This window comes from Enterocloster sp., assembly GCF_057861365.1.
In genome coordinates this window covers 102395-125623 of the sequence record NZ_DBMACH010000007.1, presented here as the reverse complement: position 1 = coordinate 125623, position 23229 = coordinate 102395, and the positions used below count along the sequence as shown (strand labels likewise).

Below are 23229 nucleotides of genomic sequence, written 5' to 3'. Positions count from 1 at the left end.
TGGAAGCAACTAAGCGTGGAAAAGAATCATTTAAGCGCTAACGAGGTTTCACCCGCTTTGGTTCATTTCGAGGAAAAAGAATGGCACCGGAACCGAAACTCCGATGCCTGTACATTTTCCTGTTTCATTTTGCGCCGTTAATCCTCTAATTCCCGGTCTATGAATTTTGCGGTTTTTAATACAAACTGAGCCACCTATTCTTTTGTCCAATCTTCAACTTCTAAGTCATCAACTCGGAAGAACTCTCTGGTATTATTTGTCACAAGAACCAACCCTTCTGATCTCGCATGACCGGCAATCAGCATATCCATCGGACCAATTGGTGTTCCCTTTCGTTCAAGGTCTGCACGAACCTTTCCGTATTCTTCTGCAGCATAATTGTCAAACTGAAGAATAGAAATAGACGACAAGAACAATGTAATTGCTACACGGTTGCGTTCCACCGCCTGACTCTTTTCCACTCCATGCATCAGTTCTCCATAAGTAATGGACGAGATACACATATCGTCTGGATCATGCTTCAGAAAATTTTTTATGACTTCGGGCGGCTTATGCTTGATTGCATAGATACAAATATTAGTGTCCAGCATATACTTCATAGAGCTTCACGCTCCTGTACCGCAGGCTGTTCTCTGCCATCACTCATGAAGTCATCCGAGAACAGTTCCAAGCTGTTCAGGAAAGCGGACCACTTGTTTTCCTTCGGCATCAGAATAACAATATCACCGACCTTATTAATCGCCACTTCATCACCATTGAAGCGATATTCCTTCGGAAGTCGAACCGCTTGGCTCCGACCATTTTCAAATAACTTTGCAGTCATCATAGTAATGCACCTCCTTATATTATTAGTATATATCGTGGTATATATTTTGTCAAGTTATTCTCTGCGTTTCCAGGGATTTCGCTTTTAGCACTGTATATTTATAAATAGTGCCCCTCCAACACTATTTTTCTTTTGCTTCCTGAATAGCTGAATGCAAACAAAGTTCCTCCTTAGCTCGTTTCAAGGCGCCTGTTCTTATTTTCCCACTGACATACTATCCGCCTTTTTCATACAAGATACATTTTACTTTTTCCAACAATAGCTCATCACAAAACTTCCGGTTTACACTTTTTCGGCTGTTCACACTTTCTTTAAATCTTTGAATACAACGATACGGCAATTTCTGAAGAACTCCTTCCTGAGTCCATTCTAACATTTTTTTGCTTTCCGAATGCCCGTATATGTAAAATTTGATAGTTCTGCCCAATAAACAGAAATATGTAAGAAATTGTTAATCTCATCTTTCTTGTCAGATATTCCTATTATTTCTATAATGAAAGTAAATACAAAATTGGAAATTCGCCTGTTTTCCGGAAAGGAGATGACATGATGAAACAAAAGAAGCGAGTCTGGATGTCCTTTAATTTATGGGAAGCAAATGTATTTGAACAGTACCTGGAAGAAATGGCAGCGCAGGGCTGGTTTCTGGAGAGCGTTGGCGGTTCTGTCATGAAGTTTCATAGAGCAGAACCTGCAAAGAGAAGATATGCAGCCCTTCTGGTTCCGGGAAGTTCTTCCCTCACAGGCGCGGACAGCTGGAAAGCAGAGCAGTTCCGTAAGCAGTGCCAGGAAGCCGGCTGGAATTTTGAATGCAGCGGTACTTTCTGGCAGATTTTTTATACGACGGATGATGCAGTGGAGCGTACAGGGGACATGACCGAAGAAAAGCAGTTCCTGATCCAGAAATCGCTTTCCTGGACCTGGTCTGTGAAACTTTGTTACCCTGTTCTGATCGTATTAGAGGCATGGGCGGTATACCGATACTTGCAAAATCCAGGGAAACTGTTTTCCGATTCCATGCTGCTTCTTCTTAATCTTCTTATGGTTGGGATCTTTGTGTCCTGGATCGTTTCATATGTACGGATTTTCTGGTGGGTTTATAAGACTACCTCTGCTTTCAAAAAAGGGGAACCACTTCCGAAAATGGATCTTAGGCGAAAGGTAAACTTTAAAAAGCGCATTATTCTATTTGACGGCATCCTGATACTGGGGGGCCTGGCATTTTCTTCTTCCATGAGTGCCTTTGTCGGATTTATGATCTCTTCCGTACTCATTGTAGCAATTTCATTTTTTATGAGAAACTGGATCCGAAATAATGGAAGTGGTGATAACCGCGATGACTGGATTGGATACCTGGTTGGCGTCGCTGTGGTCTGCATGATCACCATTCCCCTGTGTAACGCGGCCACGTCACATTTTCTGGGAGAGGAAGAACCGGACGCTGATAAAAAGCAGACCATATTTGCAAGCTGCCAGAATGATGAATTTAAAATAAATGGTTCTGGAACGCCGGTAGGCGTTACCATATACAAAAGTCCCATTCCATGGATCATTCGCAAAACCAGCGAGTGTTATCCAAAAGACATGTCCGATTTGTGGGACCAGACAGAGCAGAAGCTTCCGGCCGAAATGGAAAGTCTTTCAAATGGTATGGAAGTGGCCTGGTACCGCTATATGTTCCGGAAAGATGAAACTAATCCGGATCCAGAAAGCAATGCTTCCGTGAATAAGGAGGAACCTGCTCTGGATGAGGTAATTTTAAAAGATAAATCACACCTGATCATTCTGGATTTCGGTGGTGGAACAGATCTGGCCGGCCTGAAGGAAGCAGTGGCTGCTTTCGAAGAGGATGATAAACCATATATGGGGGCACCGAAAATAGTTCTTGATGGACATAACTATTTTGCAACGGAATTATGTATTGTGAACGAGGTGCCTGAAAGGTATTTATATGCCGGCGAATTAACTGACCAGGAGAAGAAATATGCTTTCATTGATGGAAGCAAGTACTATACACCAAATAGTGATGGAGTGCCTGAAGACTTTTATATTTATCAGGAGTGTGGGACTCCAGTAAGCGAACACGAAGTGGATAATACTAAACGTCAGTGGGCGTATGTCAAATGGAGACTGGAAGATTAACAATATTGAGAGGTATCTATATGGAAAATAAGAGATTTGAAATTACTGAAACCGCTGGAAGTGTAAAGGGTTTTTATGTGGTAGTAGATAAAGAAACCGGTGTCAATTATGTTGTTGCAAAGTTTGGCACTGGTGTTGGCATTTGCCCTTTAATTGATAAAAATGGAAAACCCATTGTTACAGAGTAATTGCCTATAGAAAAGAGGTTTCCCACGCAACATGAACATCGGTTGCCTCCGAAATGAGTGATCAGCAAGCCGATGTCTCCTTTGATAGATATTGCCGTTTTGAACTGGAATCAACTGTATTCCTTTATTGTGAACGATTCCAATTGTATTTCTGTAAAGATTACGGATGAAACCAGGTACTCATGAAGAAATTATTATAGAAGAAAATGCTTATCCGTATGTATTCTATTTGGCATCTATTCCTTCGGAGTACATTTTTATTGATGCCGAAGGAAATGCACTTAATGACAACTACTGGCTTATAGGACTGTGAAATCGGGATTTGGAGGTAAAAAGCATGATGAAGCTCGATAATTTTATTAATATGATGACAGGACACTTTAATAACAAAGAGCAGTTTGATAATATGCAGAGAGAAGGGAAAACATATCCTTATGCAGAACACATTAATACAATCTGTAATGAGAAAATTATGAACCTTCCTAAAGATTTTAATGGTAAATTTGTTGTTGAAGAAAGCTACTATGAGACAAATGGTAAACGCCATGCTTCCCCACATCTTTTCCTTATTACAGAGAAAGAAGATGGAATTGTGTTATATTCTTATGAAATACCAGAAGGAGAAGATAAAAGTACGTTTTCATATGATTCTATGAAAAATGCTGACTACACTGAATTGAAAAAATCTGAAAAATTCACTCCGGCGCTCTATCATGAAAAAGATGAAATCTGGGAAGGAGGCAGTACAAGCCAGTTTTCACCGGTAATGACATTTAAACTTTGGGAAAAGTTTTCTGATAGTTGTCTGGAGGTATCTGAAAGCATGGAAGTTAATGGAAAGAAAACTTTTGGATATGATGAACCAATTATCTATAAGCGAGTATAATCCACGGCTGGAATATTGCGATAAATTCCAAATTTGCAGAATCAAGAAAATCTGAATTATGAAAGAAGAGTTTGCTTATGGGACAGATAGCAAATCAAATGGCATTAGAATTATTTTTTAAGATTAAAGAGCGAATAAAAGAAAAAAAGAAGCAAAAACAAGCCAATAAAAACAATGGTTCAAAGAAATAGACAACTTGTTAAGGAAACAATCGGAGTTGGTGTAAACGAAAAAGCAGTCTTGCGGTTTTATCAAACTGCCCTTTCGTTTACATCAATTTCGATTTTTCCTTGGTGAACAAAGTCGCGTCCCTTTCGCCACTATCTATGGGAATTCAATCTTTGCTCTCTTCTATAAGTTTATCATATCTCGCGTTTTATTGACAGCTGGTTTTTGCCAAAAGAATTATTTTTAGGCATGACAAACAGACTCCCTTTGCGGAAGTTTTTTGAAGTATTCAGTTGTATATTTTAACATCTCATATGCTCTAAAACAGATGGTGTATGCTTATCTGGAAGATGTGGGACCATTTTTCCGCCACAGGAAGAACACCTGCATACATCTATGTTATATAGCAGCTTTATCATTTCAGCGGCACTTCGATTTTTAAATGCAGAAATATATTTTTTACATCCAAGCAGATTTCTACAGTGCGTCATCTTTTTGCTCTTGTTTCGGCACGACAGCAAACCATAGTGCCGGATTCTGACAAAACGTTTTGGAGGAACATGCATTAAAAATCGACGGATGAATTCCTCGCCCGGAACTGTTTTCTCTTTCCACTGACCTTTGTTTTTGTAGTCTTTTACGGCATATGTAACAGTTGCTTCCGTCATGGACCTGATCCGATGATTACTGATTGCTATCCTGTGAGTATATTTCCCAAGATAATTTATGACTGACTGTGCTCCATTAAATGTTTCCTTACAATAAGCAACCCAGTCTTTTTTATAGCACTCATCGAGAAGTTCTTTGAAGCAATAGTGGTTTTGATATTTCTCCGCTGTACCATGAAACTCAAGCTTTGAATCATTCCACAGGCTTTTTAATTCACACAAATATTTCCCGCGGAACACTTTTGCAATGACCCCATACGGGAGAAAAAACTTCCCACCGGTATCTTTCCATTTGCTGTCCTTATCAAGTCCGCCACCAAGAACAATGGTATGGATATGAGGATGATAATTCATTGCAGAACCCCATGTATGAAGAATACAGATATAGCCGATGTCAGCTCCCAGATACTTTGAATCTTTCGCTAGCTCGTTCAGAGTGGATGATGCAGCATGATACAGTGCATCATACAGAAGTTTCTGATTGCTATAAATGATAGGATTCAATTCCTCAGGGACTGTGAATACCACATGATAATAGGGTGCATCCAGTACATTCTCCTTCTGGGCATCAATCCATTTTTCTTTCGGAAACTCCTGACACATAGAGCAACACCTGCTTCTGCAAGAGTTATTGTGAATGCTGATACATCCACAGTCCTCACAGACACTGATGTTCACACCAAAAGCCCCGGTTTTACAGTTCATGATGTGAAAAGCTGCTTTTCTGTGGTGAGCAGGAAGCTCATGTGTTTTTTCATAAACAGGATAAAACCGTTCAAAGACATCCTGTATCGTACAAGATTTTTCCACGATTACTCACCACCCATCTCATCAAATGGGCTTTTAATACCGAGCAGAGTCTTATTGCTTACATGAAGATAAATCTCTGTTGATCTTGGATCACGGTGTCCCAGAAGGGCCTGAATATATTTCACGTCGCACCCGGCTTCAAACAGATGGCTTGCGAAACTATGGCGCAAACAGTGTGTAGAGACATGCTTCTGAATTCCAGCCCTTTTTGCACTTTTACGGAAGAACTGGATGACACTGTCCTTCACAAGATAATCGCCAGACCATGAACTTGGAAACAGAATCCCTGTTGGTCTGCCGCATTTAAACCAGTATTCTGTAAGTATCTCAAGTGTACGGTCAGCAAGCAGGGTATAACGGTCAAATCGGCTTTTGCCATCACGGATGTGTATTGTTTTATTGGTGCGTGAAATGTCAACATAGTGAAGGTGCGTGACTTCCGATACCCGAAGACCACCTGAATACATGGTAGCAATCATGGCTTTATGTTTCAGGTTTGGCGTTGCATCCAGAATCGCTGATATCTCTGCTTTCGTAAGTACGATTGGCAGGCTCCTGTCTCTTTTCATACGTGGGATATCATCGTCATCCCAATTCATTTTTAATACTTTTTTATAAAAGAAGCGAATACCGGAATGATAGTGGTTGTATGTTTCCGGTGAGATCCCGGAAAGTCTTTTTTCGGTCAGAAATGTGTCAACATCATCTGTTGTCAGAGCATCTATTGGCTTATCAGTATATTTTAAAAAGTGAGCAACACTTGTACAGTAAGCATGAATAGTAGAATCTCTTAGATTCCGTTTGTTTGCTGCATTTGTAATCTGGCTAAATATTTCATTGTACATAATAAAATCCTCCATGAAAAATCAGTAGTTAATGAAAAACCCTGCTTACATGGAGGTGCATTAGCATAATAAAACCGCTTGTCAGAAAAGCGGTCAAATGGTATTCTTTTCATAGGCAGTGGTGTCTTTCTGTATTGAATTGTTTTGTGTGGTAACTTTACAATATCAAATACTGGTAAGAATTGTCACTGCCTATTTTATTATTGAGAAAAAGAAAGCTGCGCCACAGCCTTGGCAGGCCATCGCGCAGCGATTTTGTTCAATTACAGTTTGCCGATGCCAAAAAGTAAAAACAGTATATCGCGGAGGCGATGGCGTGAATAAACTATACGATTTATTAAAATATATTATCTATGCGAGTTTCTATGTGATTGTGATTAAAACGGGTATGGATTTCTATGAGTATAAGCGCTTTCCGAAACTATACGAATCGTATTCTTCACCGTGGTATACAGAAACATTACTGTATATCGCTGCTTCACTTTTCGTGATTGTCGTATGTTTTGTGCTCAGAGTGATCCTTGGACGAAAGATGAAGAAGAGGTGAGCTATATGTTTATGATGTTTGAGTTTATGTTTCCGATTATCTTCGTAATGGTTTTCGGCATGATCATCTTCCAGTTTGCGACAGGAATCGGAACATGGCATAAAAACAATCAGTCACCGCGTTTGTCGGTGAATGCAACCATCGTCGCAAAGCGTGAAAGTATCACACATCATAGCCATGCAAATGCGGGTGACCTGTCTGGAACGCATGGCTACCATTCGACTTCAAGTACCAGCTACTATGTCACGTTTCAGGTAGCGAGCGGTGACCGGATGGAACTGCCGGTTACTGGCAGTGAATATGGAATGCTGGCGGAAGGCGACATTGGGAAACTTACGTTTCAGGGAACGAGATATCTGTCATTTGAGCGCGTGTGATTCTGGAGTTGATAGTGTGAAAGAACCTAGGATTTACAAAGAGGGGGCACTATGAAAAAGAAACAATGCATCTTTTTTGCTCTTATATTGATAATCGTAGTTGGTGCAGTAGTAATTATCTTAAACATACCAGATAATCAGCAAACATCATTTGTTGTCGATGGAAATAATTGGTCGGGCGAAGTTGTCAATGGAGGTTCTTTGCTGTTGGAGCTGAATAATGATGATAATCGTAAAGAATGGTCAATCACATTGAAACCAGAAATCTTTGTAAGCGATTATCACAACATTGCGGGAACTATTTCAGAGTTTCATATAATTGCCTTGAATGACGGAAAGGGTGAAATGGTATTTCAGTGCACAAATGATGATGGCCGCACTGACAAGTATATACTTGAGCTTTCCATTTCACGTCATCAAAAAAAATATCTCCAAATTGATTCCATTTCCTTCAAAAAGAGCGAATGACAATTCAAATTTCAGAGGTGGTTTTATGTGGTTCTGGTGGTTTATTTTGGTTTGTGACTTATTAGTTCCTTTTACAATGCTGATTGCCGGAAGAATGATGTGGAAGCATTGCCCGAAACACATTAATGGTGTGGTCGGATACCGGACACGGCGTTCCATGAAAAATATAGAAACATGGAAATTCGCACATGATTATTGCGGCCAGCTATGGTGGAAGATTGGATTATGGATGATTATTCCTTCCGTACTGGTGCATGTTCCATTCTATCACAGTGACGAAGATGCGATTGGAAATGTCAGCCTAATTCTGGTAATCATTCAATGCATTGTTTTGGTTCTATCTATTTTACCAACGGAACACGCATTAAAGAAGAAATTTTATGATGACGGAACGCGCAGATAGAATATGACGCAGGCAGAAATTCACCTGGCGGGAATATAATTATAATTACCAAAGTGGTGGAAATCCTAAATTTCAAATGTCAGGAGGAAATATTTGATGAACTATATTATTATCGTTACAGATTGTGACTGCATCGTTTCATTCTATTCATTTCATGGAACAGAAAAAGATATGCTTAGTGTGCTGAAGAAAAAAGCAGAGGAACGCCGACAGGCTCTTGCGGAACGTCCGGAATATGTAACTGATATTGAATATGATGAACTTACTTCTTCCTGGCACATAAATATTCTTAGTGATAATCTTGAAGTGACGGAAAGTATCACTGCAAAACCAGTAGACTTAATCGAATGTCTTAATGCATAGTAGAATGGGTGATAAATTAAAAAGAGGGGGAAGATCCAGATATCGTGCTGATTGTACCACACAGGAAGTCGTTTTAAATCTGGAATGGCCCCTCTTCATCGCCAACTATTCGTTAAACCAGTGTTTAGCGAATAGTTATGGACCGCTATCCTATCGTAATTTTGGGTATGTTAATGTAGGTAACTTCCTAACACAGCAAAAATCCGTCAAAAAGATTTCCGATCATCCTGATTCATCCAGGCTTCACAGTTATTCACAACTTTTCAGTTTTCTGCAGTTTGCTTTACGCATCCATTTCTTCCTGATCTAAACCTATGTCGATTAACGATACACCTGGGTTTTCCTTTTTCATGCTGTAAAATGTATCCTCACCGATGATTACATGATCCATTAAGCGGATCCCTAATATTTCCCCGTCCCATGCAATCTGGCGTGTTAATGTAAAATCTCCGTCCGACGGTTTTGGTACTCCGCTTGGATGATTATGCGCCACCGCGATGGCCACCGCATTGGCCACAATCACACCTTCGAATACGTTCTTGATCTCTACATTGCATTCATAGCTTCCCCCGATTGCTATAATTTCCACACCAATCGGATGCAGCTTCATATTGAGATACAGAACCACAAACTGTTCTCGGTCCAGCCCATCAAAAACCGGCTTTATTACTTCCACAATTTCTTCCGGAGCCGCAATGCCGGTCACTCTGCGCTCTTTCATTAAATCACGATCTTTTTCCAGCCGGACCCTGTATAGACTGATTCTCTGTGTATTTTTTTTTGCTTTTTTCCCTTCGTCGCCTCTTCTCCCCATTATGTTTTAGCAAGCATCATTCTTTCCAACTGTAGCTATTTCTGCATTTCATAGCTCATGCCTTATCATCTTTATAAGTGATTGTCTATTATCTGTAGGAAAATAATCTTCCAACAATGATGATCAGGAATATGGATGGAACTGCTTGTATTCATGCGTATGCTTTCACTTATAATTATATTATAGGCAGATTACATGTTTTTTCCAATCTTTTTCTAAGTTTATGGTCATTTTTCTGTATTCGTAGAATATTTTCCATATAATGTTTACGTTTACTAAGTAAACGTAAACATTATATACATTCAGTTCTTTAGATGACACGATATATCACGAACTATTGTGTAAAGAATGATATTCATACGGTTGTAATTGGAGATATAAAGGGGATTCGTAAAGAGAGAAACCTGGGGAGGAAAACCAACCAGAAGCTTCACAGTCTGCCATATGCCCGTATCTATATGCAGTTAGAATATAAGCTTAAAATGAAAGGAATTTGCCCGATAAGACAGGAAGAAAGCTATTCCAGTCAATGTCCGCCGCAGTCAGAAGAAGTATGGCACATTTATGCAGAGAAAAGAAATCGAAAAAAGCGTGGCATCTACATTGTAGATACCGTGATCTACAATGCAGATGCAGTAGGAGCTTATAATATTTTGAGAAAGTATCATGCCGTATCCGGCAAAGAAATTGATATGCCCGTAATCGGGCTGAGCAGTACAAAAACAATAAAAGTAGCTGTGTAACCCATCTGGGTAGCAGTACGGGTGTCATGGACGCACCTCTGAAGCTACGGAGCTATGCTTCGTAATCAGATGCTCGGTAATTCAATTGCCGATGTAGTTCACTACGCATCTGGCACTATTTGCTCGAATATATGTTCTATTTTCGTTGATTTCAATTCTTTCTCATAGTATAATAAATCTATACTAGTGTACTGTATCATCACCCGATTTGAGGAGGATCTCATGCAAATATCCGAAGAAATATTCCAGAATATTTTAGAGCAGCCGGATCCAGTAGATTTATCACGGCTTACTCCCTATTGCTCCGACTTTACACTGGATGCATTTTCTCAATACCGTAAACATTTCAAAAATACGAGAACAGCGAATGAATATGCCTATATGTTTGCTGATTTTTTCAACTTACTGAAAAAGGACATTCAGCAGATATCTGCAGAAGATGTGCATTATTACTTTTCTTCTGTGCGCGATAAATATTCCACTCATTCCTTATGCACACGGATCCGTGCATTGCGAGCATTTGCACGGTATTTAGATGCAGAAGCCTGCAACGACACGGATGATGTCGATATGGTAGTACCAGATCTTCAACGTGAGGAGCCTGCAGAAATTTCAGATACTGGAAGATTTTCCGGACTCTTTCCAGAGTTTTCTTTCGAATGTGAACAGCCACTTGTTGTTGGGATAACCATGCGGGATATCGACCGCGTATTATCTACACTTATGGATGAACAGAATGTAACCTTGTTTGCAATTATTTCACTGGTTCTTCGCACGGGCTTAACAACGGAAGAAATTTGTGGCTTAAAAATCCAGCAGCTGGTTACCAATGGCCAGACTGATCAGTGTGGGATTATGATTTTGGGAATCAGGAACCGTTTTATCAAGGTTCCATCTGACCTCTTCTCACTGCTACTACTGCTTTCCGAGCAAACAGACAATGAAACAGGTAATCTTTTTCTAACCAGACTCAAGCAATGCCCATTTACTCAGCGCAACTTGTTATTGGAAATCAAAAAGGCCTGCCTGCGGGCCGGAGTTCGTCCTTTCACGCTGCAGCAGCTCCGTAATTTTTCCATTCTTTTAATGCTGCGCAGCCACGCCCCTGAAGAGGTGGTATCAGACTATGTTTCAACAGACTCCAGATGGATGACCAGATACAAAGAGGCTGCGCCGAGTCTAAACGCTGCCCCTTGTGATTATGTAGCCTTATCCTTGCGATATAATAGCTAGGAGGAAATGAAGTGTGAACCGACTGCCCTTTTTCAAAAGAAAACAAAAATCAAATTCATTTGAGCAGCTCTTAACTGCAACTGCTGTAAAGTCGACTGCCATTAATATAGATTTTATCCGGTCTCACATTGAGCGCGGCCTGCGGCAGTGGCTTTTCGCCCAATTAAAACAGGATATTGATCTGCTGCCGGATGCTGCCTTGACAGAAAAGTTTTTCTACGAATCACAGGATTATATCATTAAGGGATTATATGGTTTCCCCGCTATTCGTTCAATCCAGGAAATTGAATTGACAGATGCTTCATTTAAAGATTATGATAACTCCTGTTTGCACTCCATTACTAGCATCCAATTTGTATTTCAATATACTGTAAAAGCATCCCGTACTTATACCCTACGCTGCACGGCTGTAAATAGCACAAGGTTTGGTTGGCAGATTAACCAGGTCACCCAGATTTAGGATAATAAGCAAGAATCCTCGGTTATTCAATTGCCGAGATGAAAGTGTCTGAAACGCAACACTATCTATACTATCGACTCCTAAGTTGCCAACATGTACAACTAATTTATTGTAATATGGATTTACAGTTATTGGAATCAAATTAGGAACTCTTGTTGTAGATGTATTATCTTCTGTATAAGTAATCTCTGGCAAGAAGCGTGAATCTACTGGTTTCTCATTTGCGGCAAAAGCTGTGATGTTGGAAGATACTATCATTACAGCGACCAAAAAGAAACTTACAAAATGTCTAATGAATTTCTTCATACTTTTCCTCCTTTTCATATTAACTCAAAGCTACGGTATTATATTCCGCAGATAGTGAAGCATTCTTCTGTTTCAAAACATACTTGAACCCAGTTGTCAATTTCAGCAATAATTTTAAAACTACATGGAAAATCTTTTTTCGTTACTTGCTTCACATTATTCCACTCGCTTGGAATTACTGTTGTGACTCCAAAATAAGAGAAATGATTTAAACAAATATTAAAAATTTTTTCCAGTTCCATCTGCTGAAATAAATCTTCTGGAATATAGAGAGAATCCTCCAACCAATGTGTTCCAGAAAAAGTCCCTTTCATAAACTCGAATACATCATGCTCTGTAAGTTTATTCTTTGTAAGTACATTCAATGGAATCCCCTTCTTTCTGAACTATCCTTTTGTATAAATTACACAACAAATAACTATAAAAAGCAATTTATTTCTACTTATTTTTAGAATATTTTTAGAGTATTTAGTGGTAAGATTTTTATTATTCGCTTACTTTACGGAATAGTGCGGCTGCTGCCTATCAAATTCTTGTGTGTTACTCTACCGCACATGAGCATTCCCAGCCGGATTGTAACTGGGGATGGGACTCCCATCGGGAATGTTATTTCTTCGGCTACCACCTCTACATGTATGTGGCCTCCGATTCCCATAGTGACCTTCCCGTATTCCCTCTTTTAGAGCGTGCTTCCCGGCATGATATGCTTTCTTTTCTGCATTCTTTTTTCTCCATGAAAGCATACCTTCCGGAGTTCCGTATTGAAAAACTCCTTCTGGATTCCGCCCATGACGCTTATGCTGTCTATGAGTACTGCAGACAGAAAAATATCACTCCCTTTATCGACCTTAATCCCGGACATACCGGACATTTCACTTATAAGGACGATTTCACCATTGATGAGGACGGCGTCCTGATCTGTAAGATGGGCTTACATATGCATAAAGACGGATATGAGGCTTCTAAGCACCGGGCGAAATACCGTTGTCCAAAATCAAATCGGACACGTGGCTGCTTCTGTGAGCATCCCTGTTCACCTGCAAAATACGGAAGAACCGTACACATTTTTACAGCAGATAATCCAAGATTATTTAACATACCGCCAAGAGACAGTAAAGCATGGAAAAAGGAATATGATGGAAGTACTTCCGTAGAACGCTCCAACAAGCGTGAGAAAGAGGACTATAAATTAGAAGACGGCAGACACCGCTCTACAAGGATGTGGTACTGCCGCCTCTATGGCATCATGATTCTACAACATCTTGATGCCTGGGAAATGCCATCTATCGAGGCATTTCAAGAATCATTATTAGGATTGACCGCCTAATAATGATATATTAAGCGATTCCATAAGATTTTTCAAGGCATAGTACCAGCTATGTCCAATGTTTATGTCCATTTTTCTCAAATTTCTTTTTCTACACGATATTCAGTTGTCAATTTTCAGTTAGAACCTCATTCGTTGAGTTTCCGAAAAGTTATATTTCATCGCTTATTTAACACTGCCCTATCAATTATTTCACCAATTTATGAATTACTTTTATCAGTAATTCCACATCAACAGGCTTAGCAACATGTTCATCCATCCCTGCTTCTTTTGCTCTTATTCTGTCCTCCGTGAACGCATTTGCTGTCATTGCAATGATCGGTACCTCCTTTGCATCCTCTCTGTCCAGAGACCTAATCATCTTTGTGGCTTCATAACCATTCATTACAGGTATCATAATGTCCATAAGAATGACATCAAATTCACCAAGTTCACTTTTTCTGAACAGCTCAACCGCTTCCTGCCCATTCCACGCTTTAATCACGTCCGCACCCTCATTCTGAAGCATAAATTCAGCGATTTCCATATTCAGCTCATTATCTTCCGCCAGAAGAATATGAAATCCCTTTATAGATTTTTCGGATACATCCTTCTGTTCTTCACGTTTATCCGCATCCGGATCTATTTTAAATGGGACCCGGATCACAAATGTCGTCCCTACGCCTTTTTCACTTTCAAAAGTAATGGTTCCACCCATTTTCTCGACCAGCTTCCTTGCAATGGCCATTCCCAGTCCAGTTCCGACAAACTTTGTGCGGCTTCCCGTATATTCCTGTGCAAATGGTTCAAAAATATGTTTCTGGAACTCCTCAGTCATTCCGATTCCTGTATCCCGGCAGATAAATTCCATTGTCGTCATTCCTGGCTGTTCGGATGGGATTTCCATGCAGCTAAGATAAATATGTCCATTTTCTCTGTTATATTTCACTGCATTGGACAGGATATTCATCATCACACGTTTTACATACCCCGGACTTCCAATAAGATCACGGTGTATGATTTCTTTTTTCTCCCATACAATCCGGATATTCTGTTCTGCAGCAATCTGTTCAATTACAACAAGCACTTCCTCAGAGATTTTGCTCAGATTAAATGGACTCTCTTCCAGAACAACTTCACCCGACTCCAGCTTACTCATGTCCAGAACATCATTTACTAGTTCCAGCAACAGATTGGATGCCGCTTTAACCTTTGTTCTGTATTCCTTCTGCTTCTCCATATCATCTGCATAATGGTCTGCCATATTGATCAAACCGTAGATTCCATTAATCGGAGTCCTGATATCGTGGCTCATACGATGAAGAAATTCTGTTTTTGCCTCATTGGCGGCTTCTGCCTTTTTTGCTGCTATCAGAAGTTCTGCTTTATATTTTTCATCTTTTTCAAATTCTTGTTTCCGGTGCGCCAGATTGGTTCTGTATGTCCAGAACCAGAATATGCCGGACATCAGAAAATAAAGAAAAATAACACCTATAACACTCAATGGAAGATTACAAAACACTTCCGTATCCGGAAGATATGCGTAGATATAATAATCACGCTGTTTCAGCATGATTCCATAACCTCCAATTCCTTCCTTCTTAAAATGATAGATATGCTGACTGTCTGTATGCTTTTTCATTGCCTGAACAACTTCGTTGTCGGCTGTATTCTGTCCCAACAGGCTCTCATTATTGCTGGCAACAACGATTCCGTCGTCTGCAACGATAATCGTTCCATCTTTCTGGATACTATAACCATTTAAAAGCCCCTGTATCGTCAGCGTATAGTTTCTGGCAAATTCAGGAGATGTGTAGTAATAGATTGCAACGATACCCGGTGCATCTTTTCTGGCGCAGGCTGCAATGTCAATAAAGGATCCATCTTCCCTGGTAAACCGTTCCGAATAGCTTCTTTCTTCATATCCGGCAAAATCCATGATAATTTCTTTTTGCAGATACTCCGTAATCTCATTAGCCAGAGACTCATCCGTGCTGTATTCACAGTCCGTCTTTCCTTCTGCATCCAGTACAATGATACCATCCACCCATAGAGTCTGCAGGTTTTCCTTCAGGAAATCCCGGCTTAGCTGACCGCCGTTTTCTATTTCCATTTTAATATTTGTACTCATCTGTCTGGCACTTTCAATGGCACGGAGGAGGCTTTTTGATTCCGAAGATTCATTAAAATGGGTGTAGGTGGAGCACTGCACTTTCACATAGTTTACAATCTCCACCATTCTTTTCTCTGCTTCCGCTTTTTCTGCGTGGAAGAAATAAAACAGAGAGGCTACAGCCACACAGACTCCAATCAGACCGCCGAACAGCTGGATTCGTTTTTCTTTTTTCTTTCTCTTAATATCCACGATCATCCACCTCCAGATACTTCTGGGGATCATCCAGATATTTTTCAATGATTTTCAGGGATGTGCCATCCTGACGCATTTCTTCCAGTGTCTGGCTCATCTGCTCACAGATTTCTCTGTCATCATCTTTTGCAAAAGCGACACCTATTCCGGTGATCATCAGAGGCTCTTCCAGAATACGGAAGCTTGCATCATAATCCTTCATATACTGAACAATAGATTCCTCGTGTGCTGCAACTGCATCTACATATCCTTTTCCCAGAAATGTATAGATCAGCTCCCTGTGTCCCAGGCTGATCAGATTGCCCAGTTTTGGGATTCTTTCATCCGTCCGATTCAGAAAGATACCTTCCGGTTTGGTTGTTGACTGAACAGCCAGGTTCTTTCCCTCTAGGTCACTCAGTTTATAGATATTACTATTCTCATTTACAGCAACCACCTGACGGCTTGCTATGTATGGTCCCGCCCAGCGGTAATCATCAAGACGCCCTTCCATGGAAAAGCAGCCCATGATACAGTCAATCTCTCCGCTCTCCACCAGTTCTTTTTTCTTCTCCCAGTTGATCTGGACAACGTCCACCTGATATCCCATTCTTTTGAAAGCTTCTGTAGCCAGTTCTACATCGATTCCCGTCGGTACACCATCCTCATTCAGATAATTGTATGGTGGATAGTTGTCACTGCCGAGGGTAATAACAGGCTTTTCGGTTTCTTCTTTCGTGTTATCTGTGTTTTTACACCCTGCCAGGGTGACTGCTAAAATTCCCGCAAGCAGAATGCCTGCAATTACTCTTTTTCCTTTCATTTTCTGTCTATCCCTAACTATCCTTTTTGATTCTTCTATATCCGGTTACTTTCCATTCGTCACTGTACAGTGACCTGCGGTTCGGTACCACCCCCCCCACCAGATTTTATGCTTCTGATCGTCTTTTCCAGCACCTTCATCTCAACCGGTTTTGAAACATGTGCATTCATGCCAGCCGCAAGGGAACGCTGAATATCTTCTGAAAATGCATTCGCAGTCATGGCAATGATCGGAATCGTCTGTGCCAGTTCATGGGAGCTTCTGCGGATTGCTTTCGTTGCCTCATAACCATTCATAACAGGCATCTGTATGTCCATCAGGATCATGTCATAATCACCTGGGACAGACTATTCAAATGCTTTCAAAATCTCTTCACCATTTTCACAGATGATACATTCCGCACCTTCAATCTTTAACAGTTCCGTCAGGATCTCCGCATTCAGTTCATTATCCTCTGCACACAGGAACCTCATTCCTTGAAGGATATTCCCATCCTGCTCATCTGTTTCTTCTTGTGCCGCCAGAGCAGCCGTTCTATCCTCTGCAATTTTCAGATCCAAGAGAACCTCAAAACAGCTTCCCTGTCCCAATTCACTCTCCACATCAATGGTACCTCCCATTGCCTCAACCAGATTCTTAGTAATCGCCATTCCAAGTCCGGTTCCCTGTATTTTATTTGTAAGGGAACTTTCCGCACGGGTAAACGCATCAAAAATTGTATCCTTGAAATCTGCCGACATTCCCACACCACTATCGCTAACTAAGATACGGTACTTTGCATAGACAGATGACTTTGTCTCACATTCTTCTACAAAGAACTGAATTTCCCCACCTTCCTGGGTATACTTCACTGCATTGGAAAGCAGGTTGCTGAAAATCTGCATCAGGTGAACCTGATCCCCATTCACCCACTCATGCTGAATATTTTCTTTTATGATTGTAAGGGTCTGCTGCTTTTCATATATTTGAGTATGAAATATAGTGTCAAGTTCCTGTACAAGATCCAGAATAGAAAAGTCAGAATACTTGAAGACTGTTTTTCCTGCCTCAATCTTACTCATATCCAAAACATCATTAATAATTCCTAACAGATGCTGTGATGAAATATCTATTTTATCAGCATACTCTATAACTTTTGCTTTATTACCTGCATCATGTCTGATCAAAGATGTGATACCAATGATTGCATTCATAGGAGTACGAATATCATGTGACATATTAGACAGGAAATCTGTTTTCGCCTTATTTGCATTTTCCGCTGTCTGTAAAGCCTCTGTTGCAACGTTCTTTGCCTTTTTCAGTTTTTGATTGACTACTTCCATTTCCTTCATTGTCTGCAAATGAAGTTCATTCTTTCTTTTTTCATATTCTGCTTTTTGATCTGCAAGACTAAGTCTGGAAATACTGTAGAATAATCCAGCAAAAAGTAAAAGTATAAAACCTGCCATGAGTGTTGTTGTACACAGCACCGTTTTCTGGTAATCCCTCAGCACATTGTCAATAACTCCCTTTGTCACAATGCATACCAAAATGGTGTTGTTGCTTTCTATCGGGCAATACCCCAGATAATAGGGGTTCTGTTTTCCCAAAAGTGCAACTCCGGATTCTCTGTTATCAAACTTCTTTTTGAGCAAATCAGCCTCTTCTTCTGTAATGGCCTGTTCCCCTTTTAAATGTTTTAACAAAGAATAATTGCGCTGATATTTATCACCACTCAGGTTCGTATACGTAATATTTCCGTCATCATCCAGCATGAAAAAATATGCTTTCCCATCATAACCTTTCAGTTTTAACATGGAATCCAGTTTCGAATGATCATACACCGTTCCAATTGCCGTATAAGTTTCCCCATTGATCGTATATTCCTGACATGGGATCGCAACCAGATAACCGTCTTTTTTCTTCTGATCATAATCAAGACGCACCAGTTTTCCAATATTGTATCCATTCTTTAAGTCCAGCAGAAATTTACTTGGCATATCAATCCGCATTTTTGTTCCACCTGCGGATATTGCCTGACCATTTTCCCGAAGAAATATAAGGGTACTTTCCGATTCTTTTTCCCATGCTTCAAGGAAACTTTTGTTCGTATCCGTTTCAAGAGACAGCTCCCTCTCACGAAGTAAAAATTCCTCAACCAACTGCAGCTGGCTGTAGTACCCACTCACCTGAAGATCATAGGTCTGTTGTATCTGTTCAACAACAGCTCCCATACTGCTTTTTCCATTTTCGCTGATATACTTGCTAGACTTACTTATAAGATACTTGATACAACCTAAGCTTAAAAGAATCATAAGCAGTATAAGCAACAGCCTTGTTATTTTTTTTCTTTTCTTTACCGTTTGTTCTATCTCCACTTTTACTGTTCAACCTCTATATAGTCTTCCGGTGCTGACGGCTGCTGTCCTTTTGACATTGCTGCGATCCATGCACTTGATAATGTTGTATCTTTAAGCTGCTCAATCTCACATTTCGGATTTATTTTTTTCAAAACAGACATTGTGGTGTCTGTAAGAAGAATCGAGTATTCCTTTTCTTTGTCTATTTTCTTATCATTAACTGTTAAGTCCTTTAATGAAAATCCACTTTCCGCTTGATTGACGATCATTTTCATACCGGATGCAATTGGTAATTCGTATTTATTGGTTACGTAAAAATTCTCATCAGCATCAGCAAGATAATTTTCCACGAGTTCATAAACCTGTTTACCATTCATTTTTGCAACATATAATGCTGTATCTGAACTCTTCGCTGTCATCATGCCAACCCGGCTATTGGTGCATTCTCCTTTGTACATAGAAGAAGTGAAATAATAATATGGCGCCAGAGCCAGCTGTGCATCATTTTCTTCTCTGATCGTAGTTAAAATGGAAGATGCTGCATCACGGCCATTTCTATCGTTCAGTGAAATGGAATATTCATTTTCAAAATTCATCGTTGCTTTTTCTTCTGGAGCTTTACGATTCATTACACTGCAAAAAATATCATAAGCCTGTGTTTCATCCATTTCCCCTGACAGTAATCCGTGAACAGCCTCAAGACTTGCATCAAATGATTTTTGAGCGGAATATCGGATATAAACAGCATTATTATTAATTTCATCTTCCAGTCCAGGCACATCCTGCATCATGGTTGGAACATCTGTATTCAATGAAATGACGCCGCTTCCATCCGCAATCAGCTTTTGCCCCTCTTCTGAAATCATACAATCCAGCACATCCAGTGCAGTATCCAGTTTCTCCCGGTCTTTTTCCAGATTTTTGTTAAATGCAATGTTTAAGGATGGAGTCATGTACACGTAGGATTCATCCGATGTCTGTGAAAAGTAAGGAATACGGATCAGCTCTGCATCCATCTGTTTCTGCAGCTGCTGCATAACCGTCGGATGTCCATGAAACATTGCTGATTTTTCCTCGACAAACATCTGGGTTCCTGTATCGATGTCAATATTGATATCTTCTTTACCAAAGTGCGAGTCCTTAAGAAACTGACTGGTTTCTGAAAAAATACGTTTCCATAATGTATCATCAAACTTCACTTCATCCGCTGCAGTCTCTACACCGTTTCGCCATTCAATACCATCCAGGCTTGTAAACTCACCGATTGCCGCCGCCTGGATGATTTCATTATTAGACCAGTCTTCCCCAAGATCCATGGAATACGGTTTTATGCCATTATCATAAAACTGCTGACAGGCCTGTACATATTCCTCATAATTTTCTGGAATCTTTACGCCATACTGAGCAAACAGTGTTTTGTTGGCAATGATCGTCTGCGGAATACCACAGATTGGCAGCCACTGGATTTCATCCTCCCCATTCTTATAATATTGCACCGCATAAGAATAGTACTTGGAAACAACATCATAAGAAGCAAAATCCATAAGATAAGGCTGTAAGTCCTGTGCATCTGTTCCGGAGAATCGACGTACTGTTATGATATCCGGTAATTCATCATGTTCTTTAAAATAACTGTATAAATCGGTATCATTGTTACCAATAATAAATTCAATATCCTGATCAGGAAACTGTTCATGGATATAGGGTGCAATATTTTTCATCAAACGATTTTCCCACAGATAAACGGTAAGATGATCATCGTTTTTAGATACTTCTTTCTTTGACTGTCCACATCCAGACAAGACAGCAGTTGCTACAAGTACACCTAACACCACTGCTATCAGACAACGTTTTTCCTTTTTCATACTTTTATTTTCCTTATTCTTTCCTGATAAAATCATTGTTGTTACGTCTATGAAATAACACCGTAAAAAAACACTGTCAGACAGACAGTGCACCGCATTTCATGCAACTGGCTGCCATTTTACAGGCCCTGTAGCTTTGCGTCCCAGACTTTCATCTGGTTTGCCGATTTCCTTATTGTACCAAGTTCAATATCGTTAAAAATTGTACATTAAAACTTTCCAAAGTAAATTCCCGTAAGGGAATCTGCCAGAGTAAAATACCGCTATCTCTTTTGAAGTAAACCTTCCGGCTTCTTTTCCATTCTTTGTTACGATACTCTCCTGTACAGACATCACAAAGTTGAGATAATGACCGAAATTATTCTGCATTTCTGTTGCTGTAGCAGTAATCATACGCATTCTTTTTTCCGTTACTGTGAGGCTCTACGCCCTGTAATCTTTCGCTTACAATATAATTGCTTTCATAATTTCCTGAACGGTATTGCAGGTATCTTCAAAAGAAATATCTTTTGCATAGTCATATTCGCGTCTGTATTTTTCCCACAACTTACGAAGGGTATCGCTTTCTCGGATTTCTTTCAAGATTTCCATGTAGTCCGTAAGAATCGCTCCGCTGCCGCGCTTTTTTGTTGTCCGTTCCAGAGCCTGGCGTAGTGTTTCTTTATCACACTCTTCACCGCGCAGCGCATACAGGATATGTATGTCGTAATAATCTCTCGGACGGGTATTTGCAATGTTGCGGGATAACACCGTTTCCAGCTTTTCCGCCAGCACCGTTTCAAGATTGTAGGCAAGAATACTGATCTGGCGATCATCAAACAGCATGGAAAATGTGTATTCCACCTCACGGGGCGTTATCATGTCGCCCGTAGTAACATCCACCGTCAGCGGTACACTGATCGGCGGATAGTTTGCTTTCAGCCCAACCCGGATGCCGGGATAATCATCCGTTTCCCGTATATCAGAAATTCCGACAACCGCAAACTGCACATCATCGGCAATCTGTACAGTACAGATATCCGTAAAAATTTTCCGGATCGCTTCATGGGTCAGAGTGAACCCTTTGATTGTCGTGTCCAGATCCATGGTTGCCCGCGTATCCAGCCCTACAATAGCAGAAATCAGGAAACCGCCTTTGAGAATAAAATTGTTTTTATAGGGCGAAAGCGAAATTCGTTCCAGCAGTCGCTCTAGCATATAGTTCTGCATGACAAGCTGTGCAGAAATATGCTTCTCTGCTGCCTTATTTTTGATAAAGGCTTTTAACTGCATTGGATTTTTTGTAATCATAAGAGAACCTCCATATAACGCAGGACCTTCGGCTTCACGCGAAGCTGATCTGCGTACTTCATCAGTTTGTGAATATTTTTGTCTTTGGAGGCCGCATAGCGTTTCATAGCCTCACTGACGATCTGGATATCGCTGCCGCTGCCGCGCAGGATATCGCATAGCGTCCGCTCCAAATCATAAACGCGGATTGGGTTGCCGGACAAAGATTTAATTTGGATTTGCCCAAACTCATAATTTTCCGGTACAACACGCTTGATGATCAAGTTCTCTTGCTTCAAAGACGGTGCATTGTAGCCTTTCGGAAAGGTCATCGTATATTTCGCCGGGGTACGGTCCGAATAACCCAGCAGGTACAGTGCAGTATCATGGGAATAGATTCCGCGTCCATACTTACGCTGCAAAAGGTAAAAATCGTCCTCCCACACATTGCTCAGCACATACAGGCCGCGACCAAAACGGTACATTTCACCGCTCTTAACATACTCCTGCAGAATGCCGCGGTGAAGTCCGGCTTCCGTCACCTGGGATGTGGATATTGTACCATCCTTCGATGCTTCCAGAAGTTCTTCTATTTTTTCCCTGGTGGTCATGTTTCTCACCTCACTTTAACATTCACACATTATATTATGCAGAAATAATGTGTGAATGTCAATCAAAAATGACGAACACACATTAAATTACAACAAAATAATGTGCGTTCGTCAAATGAATTATTTAATGCTTCATTTAGCTCCGATCCACCATATCTTTCACCCGGGCACGGAATATACATTTCTCCGCATCAATGGCTGCCACAAAGCAGGAATACCCGTCTTTAGGATTTAGCACTTTATTTTTTGAGAGTTAATGAAATATATTTTATCCTCAAGTCAGCATATTTGCTGGCTTTTTTCTTTGTTTTAAAAACTTGACAAATTTTCTTTTTTATACTTGCTTTTATGGTGCTATGGTGCTATACTATAAGAGGGTGACTTTTATGGCATATTTTCTTAAAAAAACTAACAACAAAAAT

General features: G+C 40.3%; 26 protein-coding genes and 1 riboswitch. Of the genes, 11 read left to right on the top strand and 15 right to left on the bottom strand.

Annotation, left to right across the window (positions count from 1 at the left end; translation table 11 throughout):
• Nucleotides 1-194: 194 nt before the first annotated feature.
• Together vapC and vapB are read right to left on the bottom strand one after the other, a co-directional pair.
• Nucleotides 195-599 carry a type II toxin-antitoxin system tRNA(fMet)-specific endonuclease VapC gene (gene vapC / locus ACZM6M_RS09590; RefSeq protein WP_118562442.1) on the bottom strand — a complete coding sequence of 135 codons (405 nt, stop codon included), beginning with the start codon at nucleotides 597-599 and terminating at the stop codon, nucleotides 195-197.
• On the bottom strand, nucleotides 596-826 hold the full coding sequence (gene vapB, locus ACZM6M_RS09585; protein WP_118562441.1) for a type II toxin-antitoxin system antitoxin VapB: 231 nt from the start codon (nucleotides 824-826) through the stop codon (nucleotides 596-598). The genes vapC and vapB overlap by 4 nt, the downstream gene beginning before the upstream one ends.
• Before the next feature lie 546 nt (nucleotides 827-1372).
• Between vapB and ACZM6M_RS09580 the strand changes: the two genes are divergently transcribed.
• The 3 genes from ACZM6M_RS09580 (at nucleotide 1373) to ACZM6M_RS09570 (ending at nucleotide 4042) form a co-directional block, all read left to right on the top strand.
• Nucleotides 1373-2968, top strand: a complete 1596-nt coding sequence (locus ACZM6M_RS09580; RefSeq protein ID WP_118656215.1) for a DUF2812 domain-containing protein — start codon at nucleotides 1373-1375, stop codon at nucleotides 2966-2968.
• Between the two features lie 20 nt (nucleotides 2969-2988).
• Nucleotides 2989-3156 (top strand): DUF6440 family protein, encoded by a 168-nt coding sequence (locus ACZM6M_RS09575; RefSeq protein ID WP_182433908.1) that lies wholly within the window; start codon nucleotides 2989-2991, stop codon nucleotides 3154-3156.
• A 337-nt stretch (nucleotides 3157-3493) separates the two neighbouring features.
• Nucleotides 3494-4042 carry a hypothetical protein gene (locus ACZM6M_RS09570; protein ID WP_489490256.1) on the top strand — a complete coding sequence of 183 codons (549 nt, stop codon included), beginning with the start codon at nucleotides 3494-3496 and terminating at the stop codon, nucleotides 4040-4042.
• A gap of 470 nt (nucleotides 4043-4512) precedes the next feature.
• Here ACZM6M_RS09570 and ACZM6M_RS09565 read toward each other — a convergent pair whose 3' ends face one another.
• Nucleotides 4513-5688 carry an IS91 family transposase gene (locus tag ACZM6M_RS09565; RefSeq protein WP_489490254.1) on the bottom strand — a complete coding sequence of 392 codons (1176 nt, stop codon included), beginning with the start codon at nucleotides 5686-5688 and terminating at the stop codon, nucleotides 4513-4515.
• Nucleotides 5689-5690: 2 nt separating this feature from the next.
• On the bottom strand, nucleotides 5691-6533 hold the full coding sequence (locus tag ACZM6M_RS09560) for a tyrosine-type recombinase/integrase (RefSeq protein ID WP_489490253.1): 843 nt from the start codon (nucleotides 6531-6533) through the stop codon (nucleotides 5691-5693).
• A 552-nt stretch (nucleotides 6534-7085) separates the two neighbouring features.
• Between ACZM6M_RS09560 and ACZM6M_RS09555 the strand changes: the two genes are divergently transcribed.
• The 4 genes from ACZM6M_RS09555 (at nucleotide 7086) to ACZM6M_RS09540 (ending at nucleotide 8691) form a co-directional block, all read left to right on the top strand.
• Nucleotides 7086-7457: a DUF2500 domain-containing protein gene (locus ACZM6M_RS09555; protein WP_118562437.1), complete on the top strand. Its 372-nt coding sequence runs from the start codon at nucleotides 7086-7088 to the stop codon at nucleotides 7455-7457.
• Between the two features lie 51 nt (nucleotides 7458-7508).
• The gene (locus tag ACZM6M_RS09550; RefSeq protein ID WP_118562436.1) at nucleotides 7509-7925 is read left to right on the top strand and encodes a hypothetical protein; all 417 of its coding nucleotides are present in this window, start codon (nucleotides 7509-7511) and stop codon (nucleotides 7923-7925) included.
• A 25-nt stretch (nucleotides 7926-7950) separates the two neighbouring features.
• The gene (locus ACZM6M_RS09545; protein ID WP_118562435.1) at nucleotides 7951-8328 is read left to right on the top strand and encodes an SdpI family protein; all 378 of its coding nucleotides are present in this window, start codon (nucleotides 7951-7953) and stop codon (nucleotides 8326-8328) included.
• Nucleotides 8329-8424: 96 nt separating this feature from the next.
• Complete coding sequence (locus ACZM6M_RS09540) at nucleotides 8425-8691, top strand: hypothetical protein (RefSeq protein ID WP_118562434.1); 267 nt, start codon at nucleotides 8425-8427, stop codon at nucleotides 8689-8691.
• A 283-nt stretch (nucleotides 8692-8974) separates the two neighbouring features.
• On the opposite strand, the gene ACZM6M_RS09535 is transcribed toward ACZM6M_RS09540, so the two are convergent.
• Entirely contained in the window at nucleotides 8975-9412 is a 438-nt protein-coding gene (locus ACZM6M_RS09535) for a JAB domain-containing protein (protein WP_489490252.1), read from the bottom strand.
• 407 nt (nucleotides 9413-9819) lie between these two features.
• On the opposite strand from ACZM6M_RS09535, the gene ACZM6M_RS09530 reads away from it, so the two are divergent.
• From ACZM6M_RS09530 to ACZM6M_RS09520, 3 genes are all read left to right on the top strand, one after another.
• Nucleotides 9820-10248 (top strand): IS200/IS605 family accessory protein TnpB-related protein, encoded by a 429-nt coding sequence (locus ACZM6M_RS09530; protein WP_489490250.1) that lies wholly within the window; start codon nucleotides 9820-9822, stop codon nucleotides 10246-10248.
• Between the two features lie 222 nt (nucleotides 10249-10470).
• Nucleotides 10471-11481, top strand: coding sequence for a tyrosine-type recombinase/integrase (locus tag ACZM6M_RS09525; protein WP_489490249.1), 1011 nt, complete (start codon nucleotides 10471-10473; stop codon nucleotides 11479-11481).
• Nucleotides 11482-11494: 13 nt separating this feature from the next.
• The gene (locus ACZM6M_RS09520; RefSeq protein ID WP_412910363.1) at nucleotides 11495-11941 is read left to right on the top strand and encodes a hypothetical protein; all 447 of its coding nucleotides are present in this window, start codon (nucleotides 11495-11497) and stop codon (nucleotides 11939-11941) included.
• Here ACZM6M_RS09520 and ACZM6M_RS09515 read toward each other — a convergent pair.
• A complete protein-coding gene (locus ACZM6M_RS09515; RefSeq protein WP_489490248.1) occupies nucleotides 11876-12247 on the bottom strand; it encodes a hypothetical protein in 372 nt (123 codons plus the stop codon). The two genes, ACZM6M_RS09520 and ACZM6M_RS09515, sit on opposite strands and share 66 nt — an antisense overlap.
• A gap of 38 nt (nucleotides 12248-12285) precedes the next feature.
• The gene (locus ACZM6M_RS09510) at nucleotides 12286-12612 is read right to left on the bottom strand and encodes a hypothetical protein (protein WP_118740916.1); all 327 of its coding nucleotides are present in this window, start codon (nucleotides 12610-12612) and stop codon (nucleotides 12286-12288) included.
• Between the two features lie 368 nt (nucleotides 12613-12980).
• Here ACZM6M_RS09510 and ACZM6M_RS09505 point away from each other — a divergent pair, with 368 nt between their 5' ends.
• Entirely contained in the window at nucleotides 12981-13574 is a 594-nt protein-coding gene (locus ACZM6M_RS09505; RefSeq protein ID WP_489490246.1) for a hypothetical protein, read from the top strand.
• A 187-nt stretch (nucleotides 13575-13761) separates the two neighbouring features.
• On the opposite strand, the gene ACZM6M_RS09500 is transcribed toward ACZM6M_RS09505, so the two are convergent.
• The 8 genes from ACZM6M_RS09500 to ACZM6M_RS09465 form a co-directional block, all read right to left on the bottom strand.
• Nucleotides 13762-15924: an ATP-binding protein gene (locus tag ACZM6M_RS09500; RefSeq protein ID WP_489490244.1), complete on the bottom strand. Its 2163-nt coding sequence runs from the start codon at nucleotides 15922-15924 to the stop codon at nucleotides 13762-13764.
• A complete protein-coding gene (locus ACZM6M_RS09495; RefSeq protein WP_489490243.1) occupies nucleotides 15908-16723 on the bottom strand; it encodes a substrate-binding periplasmic protein in 816 nt (271 codons plus the stop codon). Before ACZM6M_RS09495 ends, ACZM6M_RS09500 begins: the two co-directional genes overlap by 17 nt.
• A gap of 59 nt (nucleotides 16724-16782) precedes the next feature.
• Nucleotides 16783-17049 (bottom strand): response regulator, encoded by a 267-nt coding sequence (locus ACZM6M_RS09490; protein WP_489490242.1) that lies wholly within the window; start codon nucleotides 17047-17049, stop codon nucleotides 16783-16785.
• Between the two features lie 21 nt (nucleotides 17050-17070).
• Complete coding sequence (locus ACZM6M_RS09485) at nucleotides 17071-18936, bottom strand: sensor histidine kinase (RefSeq protein ID WP_489490241.1); 1866 nt, start codon at nucleotides 18934-18936, stop codon at nucleotides 17071-17073.
• Between the two features lie 146 nt (nucleotides 18937-19082).
• Complete coding sequence (locus ACZM6M_RS09480; protein ID WP_489490240.1) at nucleotides 19083-20927, bottom strand: ABC transporter substrate-binding protein; 1845 nt, start codon at nucleotides 20925-20927, stop codon at nucleotides 19083-19085.
• 99 nt (nucleotides 20928-21026) lie between these two features.
• A riboswitch (cyclic di-GMP riboswitch) is annotated at nucleotides 21027-21102 on the bottom strand.
• A 20-nt stretch (nucleotides 21103-21122) separates the two neighbouring features.
• Nucleotides 21123-21260: a hypothetical protein gene (locus tag ACZM6M_RS09475; protein ID WP_243107316.1), complete on the bottom strand. Its 138-nt coding sequence runs from the start codon at nucleotides 21258-21260 to the stop codon at nucleotides 21123-21125.
• A 111-nt stretch (nucleotides 21261-21371) separates the two neighbouring features.
• Nucleotides 21372-22217, bottom strand: a complete 846-nt coding sequence (locus ACZM6M_RS09470) for a nucleotidyl transferase AbiEii/AbiGii toxin family protein (RefSeq protein WP_118542779.1) — start codon at nucleotides 22215-22217, stop codon at nucleotides 21372-21374.
• Nucleotides 22214-22807 carry a type IV toxin-antitoxin system AbiEi family antitoxin domain-containing protein gene (locus tag ACZM6M_RS09465; protein WP_118542780.1) on the bottom strand — a complete coding sequence of 198 codons (594 nt, stop codon included), beginning with the start codon at nucleotides 22805-22807 and terminating at the stop codon, nucleotides 22214-22216. Before ACZM6M_RS09465 ends, ACZM6M_RS09470 begins: the two co-directional genes overlap by 4 nt.
• Nucleotides 22808-23229: the final 422 nt, after the last annotated feature.

Bases quoted from the DNA above. Each gene is read 5' to 3' on its own strand.
- vapC (WP_118562442.1), bottom strand. From the start codon at position 599: ATGAAGTATATGCTGGACACTAATATTTGTATCTATGCAATCAAGCAT.
- vapB (WP_118562441.1), bottom strand. From the start codon at position 826: ATGATGACTGCAAAGTTATTTGAAAATGGTCGGAGCCAAGCGGTTCGA.
- ACZM6M_RS09580 (WP_118656215.1), top strand. From the start codon at position 1,373: ATGATGAAACAAAAGAAGCGAGTCTGGATGTCCTTTAATTTATGGGAA.
- ACZM6M_RS09575 (WP_182433908.1), top strand. From the start codon at position 2,989: ATGGAAAATAAGAGATTTGAAATTACTGAAACCGCTGGAAGTGTAAAG.
- ACZM6M_RS09570 (WP_489490256.1), top strand. From the start codon at position 3,494: ATGATGAAGCTCGATAATTTTATTAATATGATGACAGGACACTTTAAT.
- ACZM6M_RS09560 (WP_489490253.1), bottom strand. From the start codon at position 6,533: ATGTACAATGAAATATTTAGCCAGATTACAAATGCAGCAAACAAACGG.
- ACZM6M_RS09555 (WP_118562437.1), top strand. From the start codon at position 7,086: ATGTTTATGATGTTTGAGTTTATGTTTCCGATTATCTTCGTAATGGTT.
- ACZM6M_RS09550 (WP_118562436.1), top strand. From the start codon at position 7,509: ATGAAAAAGAAACAATGCATCTTTTTTGCTCTTATATTGATAATCGTA.
- ACZM6M_RS09545 (WP_118562435.1), top strand. From the start codon at position 7,951: ATGTGGTTCTGGTGGTTTATTTTGGTTTGTGACTTATTAGTTCCTTTT.
- ACZM6M_RS09540 (WP_118562434.1), top strand. From the start codon at position 8,425: ATGAACTATATTATTATCGTTACAGATTGTGACTGCATCGTTTCATTC.
- ACZM6M_RS09535 (WP_489490252.1), bottom strand. From the start codon at position 9,412: ATGAAAGAGCGCAGAGTGACCGGCATTGCGGCTCCGGAAGAAATTGTG.
- ACZM6M_RS09530 (WP_489490250.1), top strand. From the start codon at position 9,820: ATGACACGATATATCACGAACTATTGTGTAAAGAATGATATTCATACG.
- ACZM6M_RS09525 (WP_489490249.1), top strand. From the start codon at position 10,471: ATGCAAATATCCGAAGAAATATTCCAGAATATTTTAGAGCAGCCGGAT.
- ACZM6M_RS09515 (WP_489490248.1), bottom strand. From the start codon at position 12,247: ATGAAGAAATTCATTAGACATTTTGTAAGTTTCTTTTTGGTCGCTGTA.
- ACZM6M_RS09505 (WP_489490246.1), top strand. From the start codon at position 12,981: ATGAAAGCATACCTTCCGGAGTTCCGTATTGAAAAACTCCTTCTGGAT.
- ACZM6M_RS09500 (WP_489490244.1), bottom strand. From the start codon at position 15,924: ATGATCGTGGATATTAAGAGAAAGAAAAAAGAAAAACGAATCCAGCTG.
- ACZM6M_RS09495 (WP_489490243.1), bottom strand. From the start codon at position 16,723: ATGAAAGGAAAAAGAGTAATTGCAGGCATTCTGCTTGCGGGAATTTTA.
- ACZM6M_RS09490 (WP_489490242.1), bottom strand. From the start codon at position 17,049: ATGATCCTGATGGACATACAGATGCCTGTTATGAATGGTTATGAGGCA.
- ACZM6M_RS09485 (WP_489490241.1), bottom strand. From the start codon at position 18,936: ATGGGAGCTGTTGTTGAACAGATACAACAGACCTATGATCTTCAGGTG.
- ACZM6M_RS09480 (WP_489490240.1), bottom strand. From the start codon at position 20,927: ATGAAAAAGGAAAAACGTTGTCTGATAGCAGTGGTGTTAGGTGTACTT.
- ACZM6M_RS09475 (WP_243107316.1), bottom strand. From the start codon at position 21,260: ATGTCTGTACAGGAGAGTATCGTAACAAAGAATGGAAAAGAAGCCGGA.
- ACZM6M_RS09470 (WP_118542779.1), bottom strand. From the start codon at position 22,217: ATGATTACAAAAAATCCAATGCAGTTAAAAGCCTTTATCAAAAATAAG.
- ACZM6M_RS09465 (WP_118542780.1), bottom strand. From the start codon at position 22,807: ATGACCACCAGGGAAAAAATAGAAGAACTTCTGGAAGCATCGAAGGAT.